Annotated in this window: 15 protein-coding genes and 1 riboswitch; of the genes, 9 read left to right on the plus strand and 6 right to left on the minus strand. The window is 36.6% G+C overall.

Annotation, left to right across the window (positions count from 1 at the left end; genetic code table 11):
* Window positions 1-38 precede the first annotated feature (38 nt).
* The 8 genes from AC3IS6_RS21035 (at window position 39) to AC3IS6_RS21070 (ending at window position 6,654) form a co-directional block, all read left to right on the plus strand.
* A complete protein-coding gene (locus AC3IS6_RS21035; RefSeq protein WP_489162234.1) occupies window positions 39-392 on the plus strand; it encodes a hypothetical protein in 354 nt (117 codons plus the stop codon).
* 161 nt (window positions 393-553) lie between these two features.
* On the plus strand, window positions 554-934 hold the full coding sequence (locus tag AC3IS6_RS21040; protein ID WP_489162236.1) for a heavy-metal-associated domain-containing protein: 381 nt from the start codon (window positions 554-556) through the stop codon (window positions 932-934).
* Between the two features lie 64 nt (window positions 935-998).
* Window positions 999-1,487, plus strand: a complete 489-nt coding sequence (locus tag AC3IS6_RS21045) for a TlpA family protein disulfide reductase (protein WP_489162238.1) — start codon at window positions 999-1,001, stop codon at window positions 1,485-1,487.
* A gap of 1 nt (window position 1,488) precedes the next feature.
* The gene (locus tag AC3IS6_RS21050; protein ID WP_489162240.1) at window positions 1,489-2,016 is read left to right on the plus strand and encodes a heavy-metal-associated domain-containing protein; all 528 of its coding nucleotides are present in this window, start codon (window positions 1,489-1,491) and stop codon (window positions 2,014-2,016) included.
* 2 nt (window positions 2,017-2,018) lie between these two features.
* Window positions 2,019-2,825: a hypothetical protein gene (locus AC3IS6_RS21055; RefSeq protein ID WP_489162242.1), complete on the plus strand. Its 807-nt coding sequence runs from the start codon at window positions 2,019-2,021 to the stop codon at window positions 2,823-2,825.
* Between the two features lie 48 nt (window positions 2,826-2,873).
* A complete protein-coding gene (locus tag AC3IS6_RS21060; protein ID WP_489162244.1) occupies window positions 2,874-4,847 on the plus strand; it encodes a protein-disulfide reductase DsbD family protein in 1,974 nt (657 codons plus the stop codon).
* A gap of 349 nt (window positions 4,848-5,196) precedes the next feature.
* On the plus strand, window positions 5,197-5,943 hold the full coding sequence (locus tag AC3IS6_RS21065; protein WP_489162246.1) for a HesA/MoeB/ThiF family protein: 747 nt from the start codon (window positions 5,197-5,199) through the stop codon (window positions 5,941-5,943).
* 240 nt (window positions 5,944-6,183) lie between these two features.
* Window positions 6,184-6,654 (plus strand): JAB domain-containing protein, encoded by a 471-nt coding sequence (locus AC3IS6_RS21070; RefSeq protein WP_489162248.1) that lies wholly within the window; start codon window positions 6,184-6,186, stop codon window positions 6,652-6,654.
* Between the two features lie 180 nt (window positions 6,655-6,834).
* Here AC3IS6_RS21070 and AC3IS6_RS21075 read toward each other — a convergent pair whose 3' ends face one another.
* The 4 genes from AC3IS6_RS21075 to AC3IS6_RS21090 all read right to left on the minus strand — a co-directional run bounded on the left by AC3IS6_RS21075 (window position 6,835) and on the right by AC3IS6_RS21090 (window position 13,737).
* Window positions 6,835-9,102: a T9SS type A sorting domain-containing protein gene (locus tag AC3IS6_RS21075; protein ID WP_489162250.1), complete on the minus strand. Its 2,268-nt coding sequence runs from the start codon at window positions 9,100-9,102 to the stop codon at window positions 6,835-6,837.
* Window positions 9,103-9,125: 23 nt separating this feature from the next.
* A complete protein-coding gene (locus tag AC3IS6_RS21080) occupies window positions 9,126-10,337 on the minus strand; it encodes a cell surface protein (RefSeq protein WP_489162252.1) in 1,212 nt (403 codons plus the stop codon).
* Between the two features lie 209 nt (window positions 10,338-10,546).
* Window positions 10,547-11,692: a YncE family protein gene (locus AC3IS6_RS21085; RefSeq protein ID WP_489162254.1), complete on the minus strand. Its 1,146-nt coding sequence runs from the start codon at window positions 11,690-11,692 to the stop codon at window positions 10,547-10,549.
* The gene (locus AC3IS6_RS21090; protein ID WP_489162256.1) at window positions 11,689-13,737 is read right to left on the minus strand and encodes a TonB-dependent receptor; all 2,049 of its coding nucleotides are present in this window, start codon (window positions 13,735-13,737) and stop codon (window positions 11,689-11,691) included. The genes AC3IS6_RS21085 and AC3IS6_RS21090 overlap by 4 nt, the downstream gene beginning before the upstream one ends.
* A 115-nt stretch (window positions 13,738-13,852) precedes the next feature.
* A riboswitch (cobalamin riboswitch) is annotated at window positions 13,853-14,053 on the minus strand.
* A 507-nt stretch (window positions 14,054-14,560) separates the two neighbouring features.
* Between AC3IS6_RS21090 and AC3IS6_RS21095 the strand changes: the two genes are divergently transcribed.
* Window positions 14,561-15,544, plus strand: a complete 984-nt coding sequence (locus AC3IS6_RS21095) for a beta-ketoacyl-ACP synthase III (RefSeq protein ID WP_489162258.1) — start codon at window positions 14,561-14,563, stop codon at window positions 15,542-15,544.
* Between the two features lie 222 nt (window positions 15,545-15,766).
* Here AC3IS6_RS21095 and AC3IS6_RS21100 read toward each other — a convergent pair whose 3' ends face one another.
* Complete coding sequence (locus AC3IS6_RS21100) at window positions 15,767-17,134, minus strand: amidohydrolase (protein ID WP_489162260.1); 1,368 nt, start codon at window positions 17,132-17,134, stop codon at window positions 15,767-15,769.
* A gap of 94 nt (window positions 17,135-17,228) precedes the next feature.
* The gene (locus AC3IS6_RS21105) at window positions 17,229-18,101 is read right to left on the minus strand and encodes an AraC family transcriptional regulator (RefSeq protein WP_489162262.1); all 873 of its coding nucleotides are present in this window, start codon (window positions 18,099-18,101) and stop codon (window positions 17,229-17,231) included.
* Window positions 18,102-18,866: the final 765 nt, after the last annotated feature.

Here is an 18,866-nt window from a genome sequence, read left to right on the forward strand (position 1 = left end):
AGCTAACCCGTCAAATAAAAATATCTTTGTCGTCAACTATGACAAAAAAGTTCTACATACTGCTATTCGTTACGCTTGGTTTCCTTATGGGACCAACGTTTACTTATGCACATGGAACAAAAAAAGAAATGTCATGTTGTAAAAAAGAATCTACGGCAAAAGACTGCTGTAGCAAAAAAGATACGAAAGACAAAAAACATGGCTGCGATAAGAGCTGTATGGGAAATTCCTGTACGCCAACCAGTAGCTGTGGATTCTCGCCAATGGCAATCTTTCATGTAGAAAACCATTCTCTTTTTGTTTTTTCTGAAAAAAAACAAACTTACTTTTATTCAGAAATCTTTATTTCTTCAGATTTCCGTTCGATCTGGCTTCCACCTAAGATAAGCTAGATTTCTTTTCCTGACAGCCCTAGGTCTGTCTTATCCAAAGGGCTTTTTTAAAGTCCACATTCAAAACTATTTTTTAATCCCAATCTGTATCAGAAATAGCTGTATTTGCTATCGTTTCTGCTATACTTTAGGATTAATTCATCCAAAAAAAATTACATACAATGAACTCAATAACAAAATTATTGATGGCAATGTCTCTATTGCTATCAGTTACTTTCGCCAGCGCTCAAATCAAAAATAAAACAACCGAAAAGGTAAAAATAAGCGGTAACTGCAGTATGTGCAAAAAAGTTATCGAAACTGCAGCAAACGTCAATAAAGAAGCAAAAGTAACCTGGAATGAAACCACTAAAATGGCTACTATTACTTATGATGCTCAGAAAACAAATCTTGATGCTATTCTAAAACGTGTTGCGGATGCAGGATATGATAATGAAAAATTTACTGCATCAAATGCTGTCTATGATGAATTGCACGGCTGTTGCCAATACGATAGAGAGGCAAGCGATAAAAAACAAAACAATTCATCATCACATCATTAAAACCAATTTGTTCGTAATGCAGGTACTTAAAACCTCATTACGAACAACTATTAAAAAAAATATCATGTTGAAAATAAAAAATATAATCACCTTATTCACGCTTATTGCAACTGTTTCTATAACAAATGCACAAATAAAAGTAGGAGATCATTTTCCGGATGTTCAGCTTCAAAACAACAAGAATGCTGTAGTTAAACTAAATTCTTTTAAAGGCAAAACAGTCTTAGTAGACTTCTGGGCTTCGTGGTGCGCTCCTTGTCGACTGGCTAATAAAAATTTGGTTAAAATGTACAATCAGTACAAAGGTCAAAATTTTGAAATCGTAGGAATATCGATAGACAACGACAAAACAAAATGGTTAAAGGCCATTGAAAAAGATAAAATGAAGCACCAGCAATTAATTGATCCGAAAGGTTTTGATGCCAAAACGGCCATCACTTTTGGAGTTGATGCCCTGCCTTCTACTTTTCTTTTTGATGCATCAGGAAAACTGATTGCCATAAATCCAACAGAAGCTCAAATAATTGCTCAAATCAAAAAAAACAACAAATAAAATGAAAACCTTACATATAAAATTCATAGCCCTTACACTTATTTTCTTATTAGCAGGTGTAAAATCGTATTCTCAAATTACAAAAGCCGAAATAATGGCTACAGGATTAACCTGTTCTATGTGTTCGAATGCCATAAACAAACAATTAAAATCTTTTACAGAAGTAGATAGCATTGGCACTGACTTAAACACAAATACGTTTACCGTTTATTTCAAAAAAGATAATTCACTGGAACCTAAAGTATTGAAAAAAGCAGTCGAAAAAGCCGGTTTCTTTGTGGGTTCTATGGTTTTAACGGCAAAGTTTCATGTAGATAAAATTGAGGATAATACAACGCTGAAAGTCGATGAAGCCACTTATACTTTTATCGATATAAAAAAACCTGTAGCACATGCAGAAGCCAAATACAGAGTTTTGGACAAAGGTTTCGTAACTCAAAAAGAGTATAAAAAACTCCTTAAATCGTACGCGAAATATCCTGAGTATGCTACAGAAAATGAGAATGATTATTATTTAAAAGCCCTTTAAAAATGAAATATCTATCAATAATCTTCTTATTCCTTGTTTCTTACCAAATAAACGCACAAGAATTATTTGTAGTAACCGAACCCGCCAGTAATGCTCCGGCGGGTTCTATTGGAGTTCGTGTTGGACAATCCTTAATGGAAAAGAAACTTGAAAGCGGTTCCATGTACAATTTAACCCCGGAAGTTACCTGGGGAGTAAATAAAAATTTGATGGTTCGTACCTCAGCTTTTTTAAGCAATCAGGATAACGGACTGGGACTAAAAGGTGGTGGTTTCTATGCAAAATACAGATTCTTTTCTGTAGACGATTTACAAAGTCATTTTAGGATGGCTGCCTTTGGGCGATACAGTTACAATAACTCCTATTTTAATCAGGAAGCGATAGACTTAGCTAACGGAAATTCGGGTTACGAAGCCGGTTTGGTAGCCACTCAGTTAATTCATAAAGTAGCCCTAAGTTCTTCCGTAAGTTATGTACGTGCATTAAACAATGCCGATTACAGTTTTCCGGATATGCTGGGTAAAAATGCCATAAACTACACCTTCTCTGTAGGTAAATTGATGCATCCTAAAAAATATACGAGTTACAAGCAAACAAACATTAATGCCATGTTGGAATTTACAGGACAAACCATAACCGAAAACGGTAGATCATACCTGGATGTAGTTCCTTCGATTCAGTTTATCATCAACAGTCAGGCGAGAATTGACTTGGCTTACAAAAAAGAGTTGTACAGTTCTATGCAGCGTATGGCAACCGATGGTATTTTTCTGAAACTGGAATATACTTTTTTCAATGTAACGAAGTAAATAAATCCCATTACAACCGGAACAAATCGTTCTGATTAAACCTATAAAATGAAAAAAATAATTTATTTATTATTCCTGTTTCTGGCTTTTGCCAAAATACAGGCACAGATTATAAATCCTGTGAAATGGGAAGCTTCGATCGAGAAAAAATCCAACTCGGAATATCAGCTTTCTTTTAAAGGAACAATTGAAAAAGACTGGCATGTATACTCACAATTCACTCCTGAAGATGGGCCTCTTCCTGCCGAATTCCTCTTTCATGATATAAAAAACAATTATGAACTCGTTGGAAAAGCAACTGAAAGCGAAACCAAGCGAGAGTTCAATGAAATCTTTGGCGTAGATGAAATCTTCTTCTCGGACAAAGCTGTTTTTACCCAATTAATCAAACAAACCAATCCGAAAAAAGAAGTCATACAAGTAGAGCTTTCTTATCAGGTATGTAAAGAGAATTGTATTAGCGAAACCAAGTACTTTGAGTTTAATCTTAAAACGCTTGAAGCAACAGAAATACAGGCTGCCGATATTACAAACGAAAAAACTGAGAAAACAACAGTAAATCCCACCATAGAAAAACAAACGGAATCTGAAAAAACGGATTCCAGTTTGTACATGATTTTCATTATTGCGTTCTTATCCGGTTTTGCCGCACTGCTTACCCCTTGTGTGTTTCCTATGATTCCCATGACAGTGAGTTTCTTTACCAAACAAAGTAAAACGAAAGCTAAGGGAATTAAAAATGCTATTATTTACGGAATTTCAATCATCCTTATTTATGTATTTCTAGGAACTGTAATTACGCTAATTTTTGGTGCCGATGCCCTAAACGCTTTGTCGACCAACGTATGGTTTAATATTATCTTTTTTGTCTTACTTGTCGTATTCGCTTCTTCTTTTTTAGGCGCTTTCGAAATCATGTTGCCCAATTCGTGGGCCAATAAAGTAGATCAGCAGGCAGATAAAGCCGGGATCATTGGAATCGTATTTATGGCATTGGCTCTGGCAATTGTTTCTTTTTCCTGCACGGGACCAATTATAGGAACTCTATTGGTCGAAGCAGCTTCTAAAGGTGGAATTGCACCAATTGTGGGAATGTTAGGTTTCTCATCGGCTTTGGCATTACCTTTTATGCTTTTTGCCATGTTCCCGGGCTGGTTAAATACATTGCCAAAATCTGGTGGCTGGCTCAATACCGTAAAAGTGTTTCTAGGCTTTCTGGAATTGGCTTTGGCATTTAAATTTTTATCTAATGCCGATTTAGTGCTACAGCTGCACTGGTTTGAAAGAGAAATCTTCCTGGCCATTTGGATCGCTATATTTGGTACGCTGGCTTTCTATTTATTTGGAAAAATAACCTTGCCACATGATTCTCCTACATCATCCATTTCGGTAGGCCGTTTAGGTGTTGGATTAATCGTATTGACATTTACCATTTATCTGATTCCCGGATTGTGGGGCGCTCCTTTGAAAATAATTAGCGGATTCCCTCCTCCAATGACCTATAGCGAATCTCCGTATGGCGTAGGCGGATCCGGTAAAAACACCTCATCCGCTGAGAAAGCATTACCAGACGGAGCTCATAATGGTCCTCATGACATCATGGCTTTCACGGATTATAAAAAAGGACTGGCCTACGCCAAAAGTGTAAACAAACCTATCCTTTTAGATTTTACCGGATTTGCCTGTGTGAATTGCCGAAAAATGGAAGATTATGTATGGTCTGATCCTCGTATTTTGTCCATCTTAAACAATGAAGTCGTCCTAATTTCTTTATATGTTGACGACAAAAGAGAATTACCTCTTGAAGAACAATATGTATCTAAAGAAACCGGCAAAAAGATTACAACCATAGGAAATAAATGGAGTGATTTTCAAATTACACGCTACAAAGCAAATGCACAGCCTTACTATATTTTATTAGATACGAATGAGCAAAAGCTGAGCAAACCTGCAGGATATACTCCTGACATTACTGAATATGAGCAATGGCTGAAATCCGGTATTGCTAAATTTCAAAAATAAAAGTACCATTTTTTTACATCTGTGCATTTTTTAAACGTTGTGCACAATCGTGGTCTGTGGTTAAGGCCACAACAAAGGGAGATATTCAGGTATCTCCTTTTTTTATTATTACAGATCATCAAACTACAAAACAGAAATTTTATTACAATTTCCCACACGGAGTTGAAGTGTACGAACACATTTTAAAACTATAATTATTATTTTTTTGTACCTAAATATTAATATTATTTTCGATAATTTAGCTTTGATGCAGATTCATAAATTAACAGTTTTGATAAACTCTAAGGATTCCTGTTACTCCCTTTTATCTCTGTCAAAAGAACAAATTTTTAACTTCTAAAAAATAAGTATGGAACAAAGGCATATCAGAAATAGACTTTATATTAGCCCGGAAGAACAGGAATTAATAAAAAACACTCCGATATTATTAGGCGGAGCAGGTATAGGAAGCGCTATTGCTGAATGTTTATTGCGATTAGGTTTTGAAACCCTGACCATTATCGATGGTGATGTTGTCGAATTGTCCAATTTAAACCGACAAAATTATACCGAAAACAATATTGCACAACCCAAAGTAGAGGCACTTAAAGAACGATTATTATCGATCAACAGTCAGGCAAAAATCACGATTCATAACTGCTTTTTAACACCCGAAAATGTTGGCGATTACATAACCGATCATAAAATTGCGATCAACGCACTGGATTTTACTTCTGATGTTCCGCTTATATTCGATTCAATTTGTCAGCAAAAAAACATTCCGGTTTTACATCCCTACAACCTCGGATGGGGCGCATTGGTGTTAGTCATTTCAGAGGATGAAGGTTTAGAAGTTTTAAAAAAGCCAAATGAAAAATTTAGTGAAGTCAATGTGGTCGACTATGTTTTAGAATATATGAGGTACTGGGAAAATCCGCAAAAGTGGCTCGAAGAAATACTGGACAAATACAAAAAGGAAAACAAGAACCTCTCTCCTCCCCAACTCCCTATTGCATCATGGCTGGTAGCGGGAATGTGCACCCACATAGCATTTGACATCGCCACCAACACCCCCGTAAAAACATTCCCGGAGTTTTATCTGACTTCGCTTAAATAGCGAATTTAAAGGAATTTTATCTTTATTATAAAATTTAAAAAAGCTGTATTCAAAATTTTGCTTTTGAATGCAGCTTTTTTAAATCCTTTAACTTATATAATCCTAACTACTAAATCTTTTCTACACCCTTTTAATTGTTTTAAACATCAAATAATTTAACACCGTTGCTTATTATATGCGGTTATTTTACAAACAAAAAATTAAGACCTTTGTTACTTCAATGAAAACAATATCAGCTTGATGAAAACTGTAAAAAAAGAAAAGAACTGGAAAATCCCATCAGAAATTGAACTGATTTATAAAACCAAGATAAAAGCCTCACAACGTCCTCATATCACCTCTTCTGCCACTGCATATAAAGTAGCCATGGAAATCTGGAATCTGAATACAATAGACTTTTTTGAACAGTTTAAAATTCTGCTTCTCAATCAGTCCAACAAAGTACTGGGAGTTTACCAAGTGGCTTCGGGAGGAATATCGGGAGCTTCGATAGATCTTAGGCTAGTTTTTGCCGCAGCGCTCAAAGCAAATGCTTCGGCTCTTATCATGATACACAATCATCCTTCGGGCAAAACACTGCCTTCTCTCGCCGACAAATTGATTACCCAAAAAGCCAGAGATGCCGGCTCTCTTTTAGACATCGCTGTAATTGATCATTTGATTATTACCTCAGAAAGTTATTATTCGTTTGCTGATAAAGGGAATTTATAGCTCTTCTTTAAGTTTTGGATATAAAACAAAAGCTATTCTAACCATCAGCTTTTGTTTTTATAATTATCCGTGCATTTTACAACTATCGAAATAACCACTTATAAATTAAAAACCCTCTTACAAAACCGTAAGAGGGGCTATATCTATACATTTTACATTTTACATCTCACATTTCACACCCTACTTCTTAATAAATTTCTGAACATAATTCGCTTTGTCGGTCATTATATTGATGATGTACATTCCATTGGCAAAATCGCTAACATTAATCTGATTGTTACTGATCTGAGCGTTAATTGATTTACCCGAAATATCATAGACAGTTACTTTTAACACCTCGTCTTCTGTTCTAATATTCAATACGTCAGAGACAGGATTAGGATAAACTGCCAGTTCTAATTTCGTGAATTCACCGGTTCCTAAAGTGCTTGTTGTATTTACGATAATTGATTTTTCAACCAGTTTCCCATTTGAATTAAAACGTATGACAACTGTCGCATTCCCTAAAGCTTTTGGTGTCAAAACCAATTCATCATTGACATTTATGATTGCCGAAACGATTTCCGTATCTCTAACTGACTTTATTGATTTTACAATTGCTGACGACAAATTATCGGCATCCGAAACAATGCTTTTTAAATCGATTACGGCTGGTTCTTTTATGGACACCTCCGAAGGCAAAGTGGTACTCACTACCGGTGCTGCTTTATCCGGAAAAACAGTAATTGCCGGAAACCAATAATAATCATCTAAAACTTTTGTCTGGGTTAAGCTCCCCGTAGTATCAAAAGTATGAACCCAGTTTTTCTGAAAATGTGCTCCAAATCCGTTTTCTGTGGTATTGAGAATCAACTCATCTGAAACTGGATCGATACGCAGGGCCGCACCATAAGGAATCTGCTTAAAAGCATCTGTCTGCCCTGGAATTGTTGCAAAATTCTCATTAAAGCTTTTTGAAGTAACATCAAACTTGACAATTTTTGTTCCTGAAGTAAAAGAGCTTACAGCGTTTATCCAATACAAAGCATTCTGCTGATTGCTGTACGTAAAACTTCCCGCATTCCACGCTCCCCAGGATCCTAAATATTTAGTGGTAGGAATTGCATATTCTGTTAGTGTAAAAGCTGTCGTATTAATATTGATTAATTTCTGATCCTGAATTCCCCATACACTTCCGTCTTTGGCCTGAGCGATCGAGTGAAATTTTCCTGTAATCGTCTTAACCAAAGTATTATTGTTTGGATCAATTACCAGAACTCCTCCATTTTGTGAGACTGCAAATACGTACTGAGAGGTACGAATCATATTGCCTATTTGTCCAACAGTGCTTGTACCTGTTATGACGGTTCCTACCTTTAAGTTGGCGATATCAAAAAGAAAAATTCCCTTTGAGGTACCAATATACCCTGTATTTTCGTTAACCCCTACAAAAGAACGTCCGTCACCTCCACCGATATTGGCGAATCCGGCAATTTTCTTCATGTTTTGTGCATTGGCAACAACTAATCTGCCGCCGGGGCTGAAATTCTGATCTCCTCCGCTTGCAGCCTGTTTTGAAATAAAATAAAATTTATCGCCGTAAATTGTTCCATAACAAGTCGTAACACCAAAAGTTTCATTGTTGTTTGCATTACTATAAATTCGGTAATTAACGCTACCGTTCTTATTGATAAAATTCACGGAACCATTAGTGTGCCCAAACCAGTCTTCGTTTACCATAAAATAACCGTTGGTAAAATCAGTCGCCTCTACATAAGGTGCAACGGGGGTAAAAGTTCCAGCAATAGGCAATACATTCTTCGACGGTGCGTAATTCCAAACATCCCAGGAACCATTCTCTAAAATACGAGTGGACGCTCCTGTGCTGACAGTCCCGAAATTAGAATCAGCAGGATTTTTTCCCCAATAGGACCATTCTCCATTCGTCCATCCGGATTGCCAATGATCGTTTATATCTATTGCTGTGTAGCTGTCAAAATCATAAGCGGTCGTATTCACAAAACCATTTGTTGGATACAGAGGATAAGCATAATCTGTGCCTTTATAAAGTCCGATCGTTTTTACTCCGTCCAAATCAAAGCCCAATCCTCCTACCGAAGATCCCGTTTGTGTTCCTTTATGCAACAGCGCGAAAAAACGACGATCTGTTTTTAGTATGGCTTTTAGCATGTCTTCACCTGTCGCATTACCATCCCATCTGAATCCCCAGACTAAAGCATCGGTATTTTTACCATCATTCCACTGCACTACAAATGCTGCCTTATTAGAACCAGTACCTACCCAATACTGAATATCATCAAAAGTTGCCGCAACCCCCACACTTCTACCAACCTCATTTTTTGCTGCTGTTCTTTGTTTACTAGCATAAAGGGATCTGCCCTCCGGTATTACCTGCCCACGCATTAAAAATGCAAAAAGTAACATCAACAACAAGTAATTTTTCTTCATATTATATTTAATTTAAAATTCTATTATTTAAGGTACAGGTCATAAGCTCCGGCCACATCTGTAGAAACTTCTCCCAGCCAGCCAGCTTCCTGATTGATTGCGGTATGTATTTTAACAAAATCGATTCCCGGAAGTTTTACATATTTTCCGTTTTTGTCTACGGCCCATGAAATATCAATATTAGAGCCTTCATCGCCATTTGGTGCATTATCGGCATAACCAAAATCAAAACCTTTGCCTACCCAATAACTTCCTGTACCACTTTGATCGTAATAATTGTCTTTAATTTTGGTTCCTTTGAGCGTATAGGAAGCCTCTGTAATCCATAGTGGGTAATAGCTTTGTTCATGAAATCCATTTTTAGTTTTGTATCCTGAACTTCCCTGATTGTCTTCCCATTTAATGTACTGTACATCCGTTTGCCAAAAGTCCTGACCTGCTACAGGCAGCTTGTTAGGATCCGGTTTCAAATAGGTGATACTGTAATTCTTCACGGTGGTGTTTTTAAAATACTCGCTTCCGGCTATTTCGTACCATTCGTCTTCATCGGGTTTTCCGTTTTTATTTTTATCGTAAGCCACCTGAATAATTCCGGGTTCGCAAGATCCTGAACGCCCTTCAGCAGCATCGTTAGCCCAAAAAGCATTTCCCATAACTTTAAAATCGCGGCCATTCATATTTGGAATCGTATGATCAAAACCAAATACAACATAACCTCCAAACCCTCCTAAAGAAATCATTGACGCGTTTGAACCTACAAGTGATTTCTTAGCGGCATTAATCAGATTGCTTTCGGTATTTCCGGGTGCATACAGCGGAAGTTCATTAGTAAACTGACCTACTCCGGGACGAAAATCGAACACATTAGAAATGTACTTGTTATAATTCCCAGCCTCTTTTGTTACATTGATAGAAGATTGATATGTTTTTACAACTCCATTCGTTTCAACTTTTAAGGTTAAGGGATAACTCTTTAAATACGGACTTATAAAATCCAGTTGAAGACTTTCTGAAATGACAGAATCTTTAATGCTCCAGGTTAATTTTGAATTAGCGGACATTTTCAGATCGATGTTCAGCACTTTAAAACGATCGATCGTATAGGATTCTTTTAGGGTTTCTCCCTGATTTTCATTTCCAGAATCATCTTCCCGATCGCTTCCGCAGGAGATAAATCCCAGTAAGAGGGTTAATACTAACGTACTTTTTAAAAGTGCAAAAGGGACTCTTTTCATATTTTTTTATTTTTATTCTTTAATGACACATTATTACTGAGGTACAACAAAATAAATTTCCAGTGAGCGTAACATCTAATTCTTCACTCTTTACTCTTTACTCTTTACTCTTTACTCTTCACTCTTTACTCTTTACTCTTCACTCTTTACTCTTTACTCTTTACTCTTTACTCCTCACTCTTTACTCCTCACTCCTCACTCTTCACTCTTCACTTTTTAGTTATAAAAGCAATATGAGCAGGAATATTTCCGGCTGTAGTCTTCCATTTTAATTTTCCTTCGGGAGTAAAACAGTAGATATAACCTGTTACCACATAATTTTGGGCATCGGTGACATATATTTCTTTTGTTTCGGGATTTACCTGCAAGCCATAAGGAATCATGATCTGTTTGTCGGTACCATCCGTAATGATTTTATTATTTATGACTTTTTTGGTCTTTGTATCTAATATTCCATAGGAAACTTTATTGCTATTGGTGAGATAACTCCATGAGACACTGTAGTAATAAAGCAAATCATCGACGAGACATGTTGCCGAAACCGGAATATCAAGCTGCATTTTCTTCTCGTCTGTTTTTGTATCGATCACAAAAAGATTAGAAGGAGTGTTGTAATAATCGCCTCTGGAACTTACGTAGATATCTCCCCTGCTGTCTACCTGCATGCTGTGGAGATTGATCCCCACATCTATTTTTTTTATTTCGGTAAAAGTTTCAAGATCGATTACCGATACAGTTCTGTCATAATTAGGCACTCGGTAACCTCCTGAATTGGCTACATACAATTTTCCGTTATGTACCACCATTTGTTCCGGCTGATAACCAACGGTCACTTTGCGTTTTATTTCTAATGAAGTCGTATCTATTTCTGCTACAAATCCAATTTCGGCATTTGGATCAATGGCAACGGGACCTGAATACGAACTTACGTAGGCTTTGTTTTTGTAAAAAGTGACATACCGACAATTCGGAATGTCTATTTTTTTGATTCGTTTTGCGGACCATTTGTCAATCACCTCCACTTTATTGGAACAGTTGATTACCGCGTACACTTTATTCCCATAAATTTTAATATCGTTCCCTACGTCACCCAGTTCTTTTACTACTGTTGGGTTGCGTTCTGAGTAAATATCGGTGGTATAATTTCCAGTTCTGTAATTGAATACATCAATACTGGCACGGTTCATTCCCATATTGCCTTCGTTCAAAAGATAGAATCCTTCTATGTTGCCATCACCTCTGGGCGCGGCTACGCTTTTATCTGAGGACGGAAAAACAGTTTCTTCTTCCCTGCAGGAAACCAAAAGAAGGGCTACAAATAAAGTAAGCAGGAATTGGGTAGTTCTCTTTTTCATAACGCAATACTGATTATAAATTTTAGTGTACGGCCCGGCATCGGATAGTTGTAAATTACTTCGTACTGCTGGTTGAGGGCATTGTTTAATTCGATTGCCCCTTTTATTTCATGACCCTGAAATGAAAACATTTTCTGAACGGATAAATCGTGTGTATACCAGGGTTGCACCTCATTAATTCTAATGTTATTTACATTTCCGTTGTATCGTTTTCCAACATAGATAAAACTGTAGTTAAAATTCCATGACTTATAATCCGCATTTAGAATTCCGGATCCGCTATGCCATGGGGTGTAAGGAATCTGATCTCCATAAGACGACAATTCTAAACCGGCAAACTTAGTATAATCCCTACTCTCCGAATAAGTATAGCTCAAATGGGCGGTCAGATTTACATTGCTAACATGCATTTTCATGTTAACAACCGATTCGATTCCTTTTCCTTTCACCTGTCCAATATTCGTCATCATCCAGCGGAATAAATTTCCAGTTGGGGCTGCTATTATTTTATCTTTGGTATTGGTGTAGTAGCCATCGACCTGAAGAGAAAACTGGTCTAATAAACCGCTTTCAAATGGTATGTTGTAGGTAAATCCAACATCGTACTGATTCATGTATTCGGGTCTTAAGGTACTGGAACCGACCATCGTATAATACAAATCATTAAAAGTGGGCATTCGGAACATACGTTTCGCAAAAGCTCTTACATTAAAATCGTAGTCTTTAAAGGGTGTATAACCCAAAAATATGGCCGGAGTAAATTCTGTTTTATCAGGAGCTTTGGCATTGTAACGCACTTCTTCCTGCACGTGTGTTCCCACAACGCTTCCCAAAACTTTAAAGCCATCCAGTCGGTAAGAACTTGCCAACGAGAACAAAGCGGTGTAGCGCTCCGGATAAGAGAACAGGGTCTTTATCCCTTTTCTGGTCGCATTAAGCCGGTTATACTGAAAATCAGTCGACAACGAAACGTCCCAGGTGGGTAGAATCTTGTACAGATTAACTGCTGAAAAATAATATTCCTGTTGGTAATAACTATCGTCAGATTGAGCGCCTTCGGTAACTATTTCTCCCAGCACATTAGTGGTATCTCTGGCTACATAATGGGTATAATCATAGGCATATTTTGCCTTAGCCTGAAATTTATATCTTTCGCTAAGGTCTTTTATAAAAGTACCCTGTGCAAAAAAATTCTTGTCGTACTGTCTAAAACCATCCGAAAATTTATTTTCTACAATAGCTCCTGGTGCTCCTCTTTCGGAACCATAATAATACACTTTGGCATCCCAGGTACCGTTCTTCATTTTCCCGTACAGACCAGACTCAAAACGAAATGCTTCTATATCGCTATTGTGCCTGACGGCTGAGGTATCGTAAGCCACAGTTCCGTCAAGATTATTTCTTTTGTATCTGAATTTGTATTCTCCGTTAGATTTTATGTATTCAGAACTCGCGCTCAGACTTATTTTATCACTTAATTTTTGTTCCCATCTAAAAGAAAAATCATTGTAATTGATAGACATGGTTTTATAGCGCAGCAATAGGTTGTTTTTTTTATTATGCTCAAAAACAGGACGCTTGGTACGCAGATAAATAGTAGAAGCTGCTGCAAAGTCTTTAGCTGACTGAAATATTTCACTCTTCTGACCATTATACATGGTGAGCGATTCCATATCATCCAGGGAATATTTTCCCAAATCTGTAACTCCGTTTTGAGCATTTCCCAACTGAATTCCGTCGTAAAAAACGCCCACATGATGGGTACCCATATTTCGTACATCGACCGTTTTGAGTCCGCCCAAACCTCCATAATCCTTGATCTGTACTCCGGCAAAATAACGAAGCGCATCGGCAACATTGTGACTGGCTAAATTTTCGAGTAGTGTTCCTGAAAGGCTTTGTACGGGAATTACTTCCTGATACGGTTTTGCTTTTAGCAATACTTCTTTCAAAACCCGCAAACTGTCCTTAGTAGTTTGAGAACGAAGTACAATAGGAACAAATAATAGAATAAGGAATAAAAGTATTTTTCTGGTATTACACATCACTGATTTGATTAAATAAACTCCGAGGTGTATTAATCAAAAAAGCAATAAGATAGAGTCCTGTTACAAAATAACAGGTCTGTTTATTGTTCTTCAACTTTATTCCACGAAAGTCTTAAACTATGTGACTATGGCAGGTCTCCTGACTTGTTCCATCTTTAAACAACCTTCTCATCCGCCGCGGCGGACAATGGCATTAGTAACGTTTAAAGACTTATATAGAACTTACAGTAGCGGGTCTGTTCAGGATTTACACCTGATTCCCTTTTAACTATTTTCTCTCAAGAAAAAATAGACCAAAATCTGGCCGTAAAGATAGAGTTATCTTTATAAAAACACGAATTATTTAATCTTATTACAGTTTTGACAATAAATGAGACTATATCTCAATAATTAACTAAAGAAAAGCTTTTCAGATCTTGTACACTATTATCAGAAAACTTATAGTCTCGTAAACTTTAAGAAGAAAGTAATCTGAACAAAATAAATCTTGTTAAATCACTAATTATCAGATTATAAAATTCAATTATACCACAAATTAAAAACTCAGATTGGTTTATTTCTTAAGAGATTGAATAACTGAAATAAAATCGTCTAAAAATGCATTTGATTTTATTAATAATGAAGTGAAACAGAAATATTAAAAGTAAATTAACAAATTCCGAGATTTTTGCATCTTTATAATTGTTAAATTGCGCCCCTGTAATTGAAGATGCCCCTCGTACTACATATTCTTCGAAAAACTCTTGTAAAATGGACTGGAGAAAGGTTTTGGGCCGAAAGTCAAAATAAAAAAAACACTAAAAGAGAAACAAAAAAATCAATGAATACAACAAAAGCTTCCATTATTGCTATTGGAGGATATGTACCGGAAACGGTTTTAAGCAATACAGATTTAGAAAAAAGAATAGATACTACAGATGAGTGGATCACTTCACGAACAGGCATAAAAGAAAGACGAATACTAGACGACCCATCACTGGCGACCTCAGATATGGCTTCTTTCGCCATTAAAGATTTAGTAGAAAACTATGGTATAAATCCGCTGGATGTTGATTGTCTTATACTGGCTACTTCAACACCCGATCATATTCTTACTCCCGCTGCCAGTTTGGTATGCGAAAAAGCAGGCCTGAAAAATGCCTGGGGATTTGACCTTAATGCTGCCTGCAGTGGCTTTTTGTACGCTCTTTCGGTAGGCGCAAGTTTTATTGAAAGCGGCAGATACAAAAATGTTATCGTGGTGGGTGCCGATAAAATGAGTTCGATCGTGAACTATGAAGATCGAAACAGCTGTATTTTATTTGGTGATGGCGCAGGCGCCGTACTTTTACAGCCCAATACTGAAGGACACGGTATACAACAGAACATTTTCAGAACGGACGGAACAGGTGCTGAATTCCTTTCTGTACGTGCCGGAGGTTCTCTTTTATCGACCACTGAAGAAACAATCCAAAACAAACAGCACTTTGTACATCAGGAAGGAAGAACTGTTTTTAAACATGCTGTTAGAAACATGAGCGGCACGTCTAAAGAGCTAATGGAAAAAGCTTCATTGACTCCGGATATGATAGACTGGGTAATCCCACATCAGGCTAACTTAAGAATCATTCAGGCAGTAAGTGAAGAAATTGGTATTGGTATTGAAAAATTTAAAGTAAATATTCAAAAATACGGTAACACTACAGCAGCAACTATTCCGCTATGTCTTTGGGATTTCAAAAAAGATTTTAAAAAAGGAGATAACATTGTTATTACAGCTTTTGGAGCAGGATTCTCATGGGGCAGTATGTACATCAAATGGTAAATATTATATAAAAAACATTACACTATATCCTTATGATGAGGTGTCACCTGTCATAAGTTCAAAATCGATTTCAAACAAAAAAACAATCAGTACATTTTGTGCTGATTGTTTTTTTGTTTGAAATTCAGATTAAATATAAAATCCAAACCATTATTCTTTCGCAGGCAACTGTATCTGTTCTGGTCAGCCTATTGACGGTAAGAAATAGGCTTTCAAGTTTTTTTACAAACCGGTCATTTGTCCTGCTATCATTTTACCGTTAAAAAACACCCCTTCTCTTTTTGGTAAGCGGGCTACTGCTTCGGCTGAGCAGCTTGCTTTTACCAAAATAAAGTGAGCATCATCCCCCGCTGCCGGCCATACGCGTACACCTGCATCGTTAAGCGGCAACACCTCGTTTGTGGTGGCGATATGCAAAGCACGGCTCAAATTGTACTCATCTGTCCAGCCATAAAGCTGTGCGCATAATTTTGCTTTTTCCAACATATCACAGGTTCCAAAAGGCATCCAGTGGTCTACAATACTGTCGGTTCCCGTCATCAGTTTCACGCCATACTTCTTTAAAGTCGGAATGGGCATGATGGTTTTTCCGATCGGTACTGTCGAAATAACTCCTATTCCAAGAGCTCCCATCTTTTCGGCTATTCCCTCTAAATCTTTCGGATCCATTCTGGCCAGTGCAAAACCATGACTGATGTATGTTTTTCCTTGTAATTGTTTGTTCTCTTCAGTTCTTTTGATGATATATTCTATAGCGGCTTTTCCTGAAGGAGGCGATTCGTGCAAATGAATATCAATCCCTTTATTATTGTCTATTGCGATCTGGAACATGCTGTCAAGTGATTTCTCCATATTTCCGTCAACCGTTGTAGGGTCAAGACCGCCAATAAAATCTATCCCCATTTTTGCAGCTTCTCTCAGTAAAGGTTCTGATTGTGAATATAAAATTCCATGTTGTGGAAAAGCCACAATCTCCCATCCAAAACTGTCTTTATTATTCTCCAAAGCTGCCAATAAATGCTCCAGACTTTTTAATCCGCTCACAGGATCAATATTACACTGACAGCGCGCAAAATAGCTCCCCTGACTTTTCATCAGCTGAATAGCCTGCTCCGCTTTATATTGAGAATCAACAAGCAATTCCGGAATTATTTTTTGCTCCAGAGTAATCATGTCTTTTACTGTAAATCCTTTTCTGGGAGCAGCATTCCATTTTCCACCGTAAAAGGTTTTGTCGATATGTATGTGCATGTCACGCAATCCCGGAAGCATCAAAAGACCTTTTGCATCTATTCTTTTTAATTTACCATCAGGTTTGGCAGTTGTAATATTTTTAATTTTCCCATCTGCAATGTGTACATTGTACAAACTCGTTTTAGTCGCAATTACTTCTTTTTTTTCATTGTACTCAAAACCATCTTCCAGTCTTACATTGGTTAAAATATATTCCTTCGCACCGGCTGTGATATACTCCGGTTCCTGTATAGAATGTGCCATTGCAGTACCGCCTATTCCGGAAAACAAGGCTGCTCCAGTTGCTGCAGCTCCCATTCTTAAAAATTGTTTTCGATTTATCGTATTGTCGCTCATTGGTTAATAGTGTGAATATCCCCGAGAAACTAGTCCTCAAAAATAATGGTGAACTGCAAAATTCACCTAATTTTTTAAAACTAAAACAGGAAGATTAATGATAAGAATGGTACAGATTATAATTTTCCTTAAAATCAGTTGGTGTTTTCCCTATATATTTTTTGAATACTTTGGCAAAGTAGCCATTATCATTAAAACCCAACTGGTAAGCAATTTCTTTTACCGACAAATCAGTACTGATCAACAATCGTTTGGCTTCAAGAATGGTTCTTTCTTTAATAACATCGCCAGCCGATTTGTTCAGGAATTTTTGGGAGAGAATATTCAGATAATTAGAAGTGACATTCAACTCACCGGCATAAAAATTCACCGAGAATTCTGTTGTAAAATGATCTTCAATCAGTGTCTTGAACTTTTTTATAATTTTTTCTGATTTGGCCGCAACATCATGATCCGGAAATTGCAGGACATAATCTTTTTGTAATAATTTAAACAGCAGATGCAATCTCAGCAGCACTATTTCTTTGGTCAGTAAATCATCTTTAAGCAAATCTGATTCAATTTCTTTCAGATGGTTTTTGATTATCTGAAAACTGCTTTTGTTCAGGGAAAGACAAAAGGGCGAACTCTGTCCGAAAAATGGCAGCTGCGATAAGTTCGAAAAAACAGTCATAATCTCTGGAGAGATCATCAGCTGAAAACCATTAGTATTTACATCAAGTGACCAATTGTGCACCTGTCCGGCCCCTACAAAATGAATCTGATAATCCGCTACCTTCGTTTGTTTAAAATCTACACTATGAAATCCTGAACCATTCTCTACTATAAAAACAAGATAGAAATCATGTTTATGAGGCTGCTCAAACTCATTGCGCCCTTTTACACTGTGCCGAAACAAGGTAATACCAAACGTTTGCTCGCCAAGTATATTTAAAACAGACAAAGTTGGAATTGCATTTTTACTCAAAGGAATCGATAGTGTTAGTTAGATCTTTTCAAAATTATGTAATTAATCCATTAGGTAACCTGTTGTGCTAAATTATTTGTTGCTCATTCTTTTCTGTGATAATTGTTTTAACACATAGAAAAATAGATGATGTAACTTAAACTAAGACGTTTCACTTTAAATAAAAGACATAGCTCTATGTAAAAGAAATGTATTTCTTTTTGACATTCTTTTTAATCTATAAAAAACTATGTTTCTATGTGTTGCATCATTTTTTCACGCAGATTATTTGTTACACATTCTTTTTTTGTGATAATTGTTCTAACACATAGAAACATAGATAATGTAACTTAAAATAAGACGTTTCACTTTAAATAAAAGACATAGCTCTATGTGAAAGAAATGTATTTCTTTTTGACATTCTTTTTAAGCTATAAAAAAACTATGTTTCTATGTGTTGAATCATTTTTTCACGCAAATTGCTCCGCCTGTTCGCTATTCCTCGGGTTAGCAGATTTTTGCTAATCATTTTAATCCTTTAATCTGTAGCTATTACTTCAGCACCTATAAACCTATTTTTTATGGTTTTGACAAAATTCAAAATCACATTTTTACTCAGTCTCCTAAACTGAGCTGCTCGAAACCTTCATTAATTCTATAAAAACAGACTCTTTACACAAATTTGAAAGTTTTATGATAAAAACTGAAAGACGGTTTTAAATCTCAAATCTAACTTCGCTTCAGCAAAGCATTAGAACAAACAGATTATAAATCTAAAAGAGTAAA

The organism is Flavobacterium sp. KH_035, assembly GCF_057839565.1.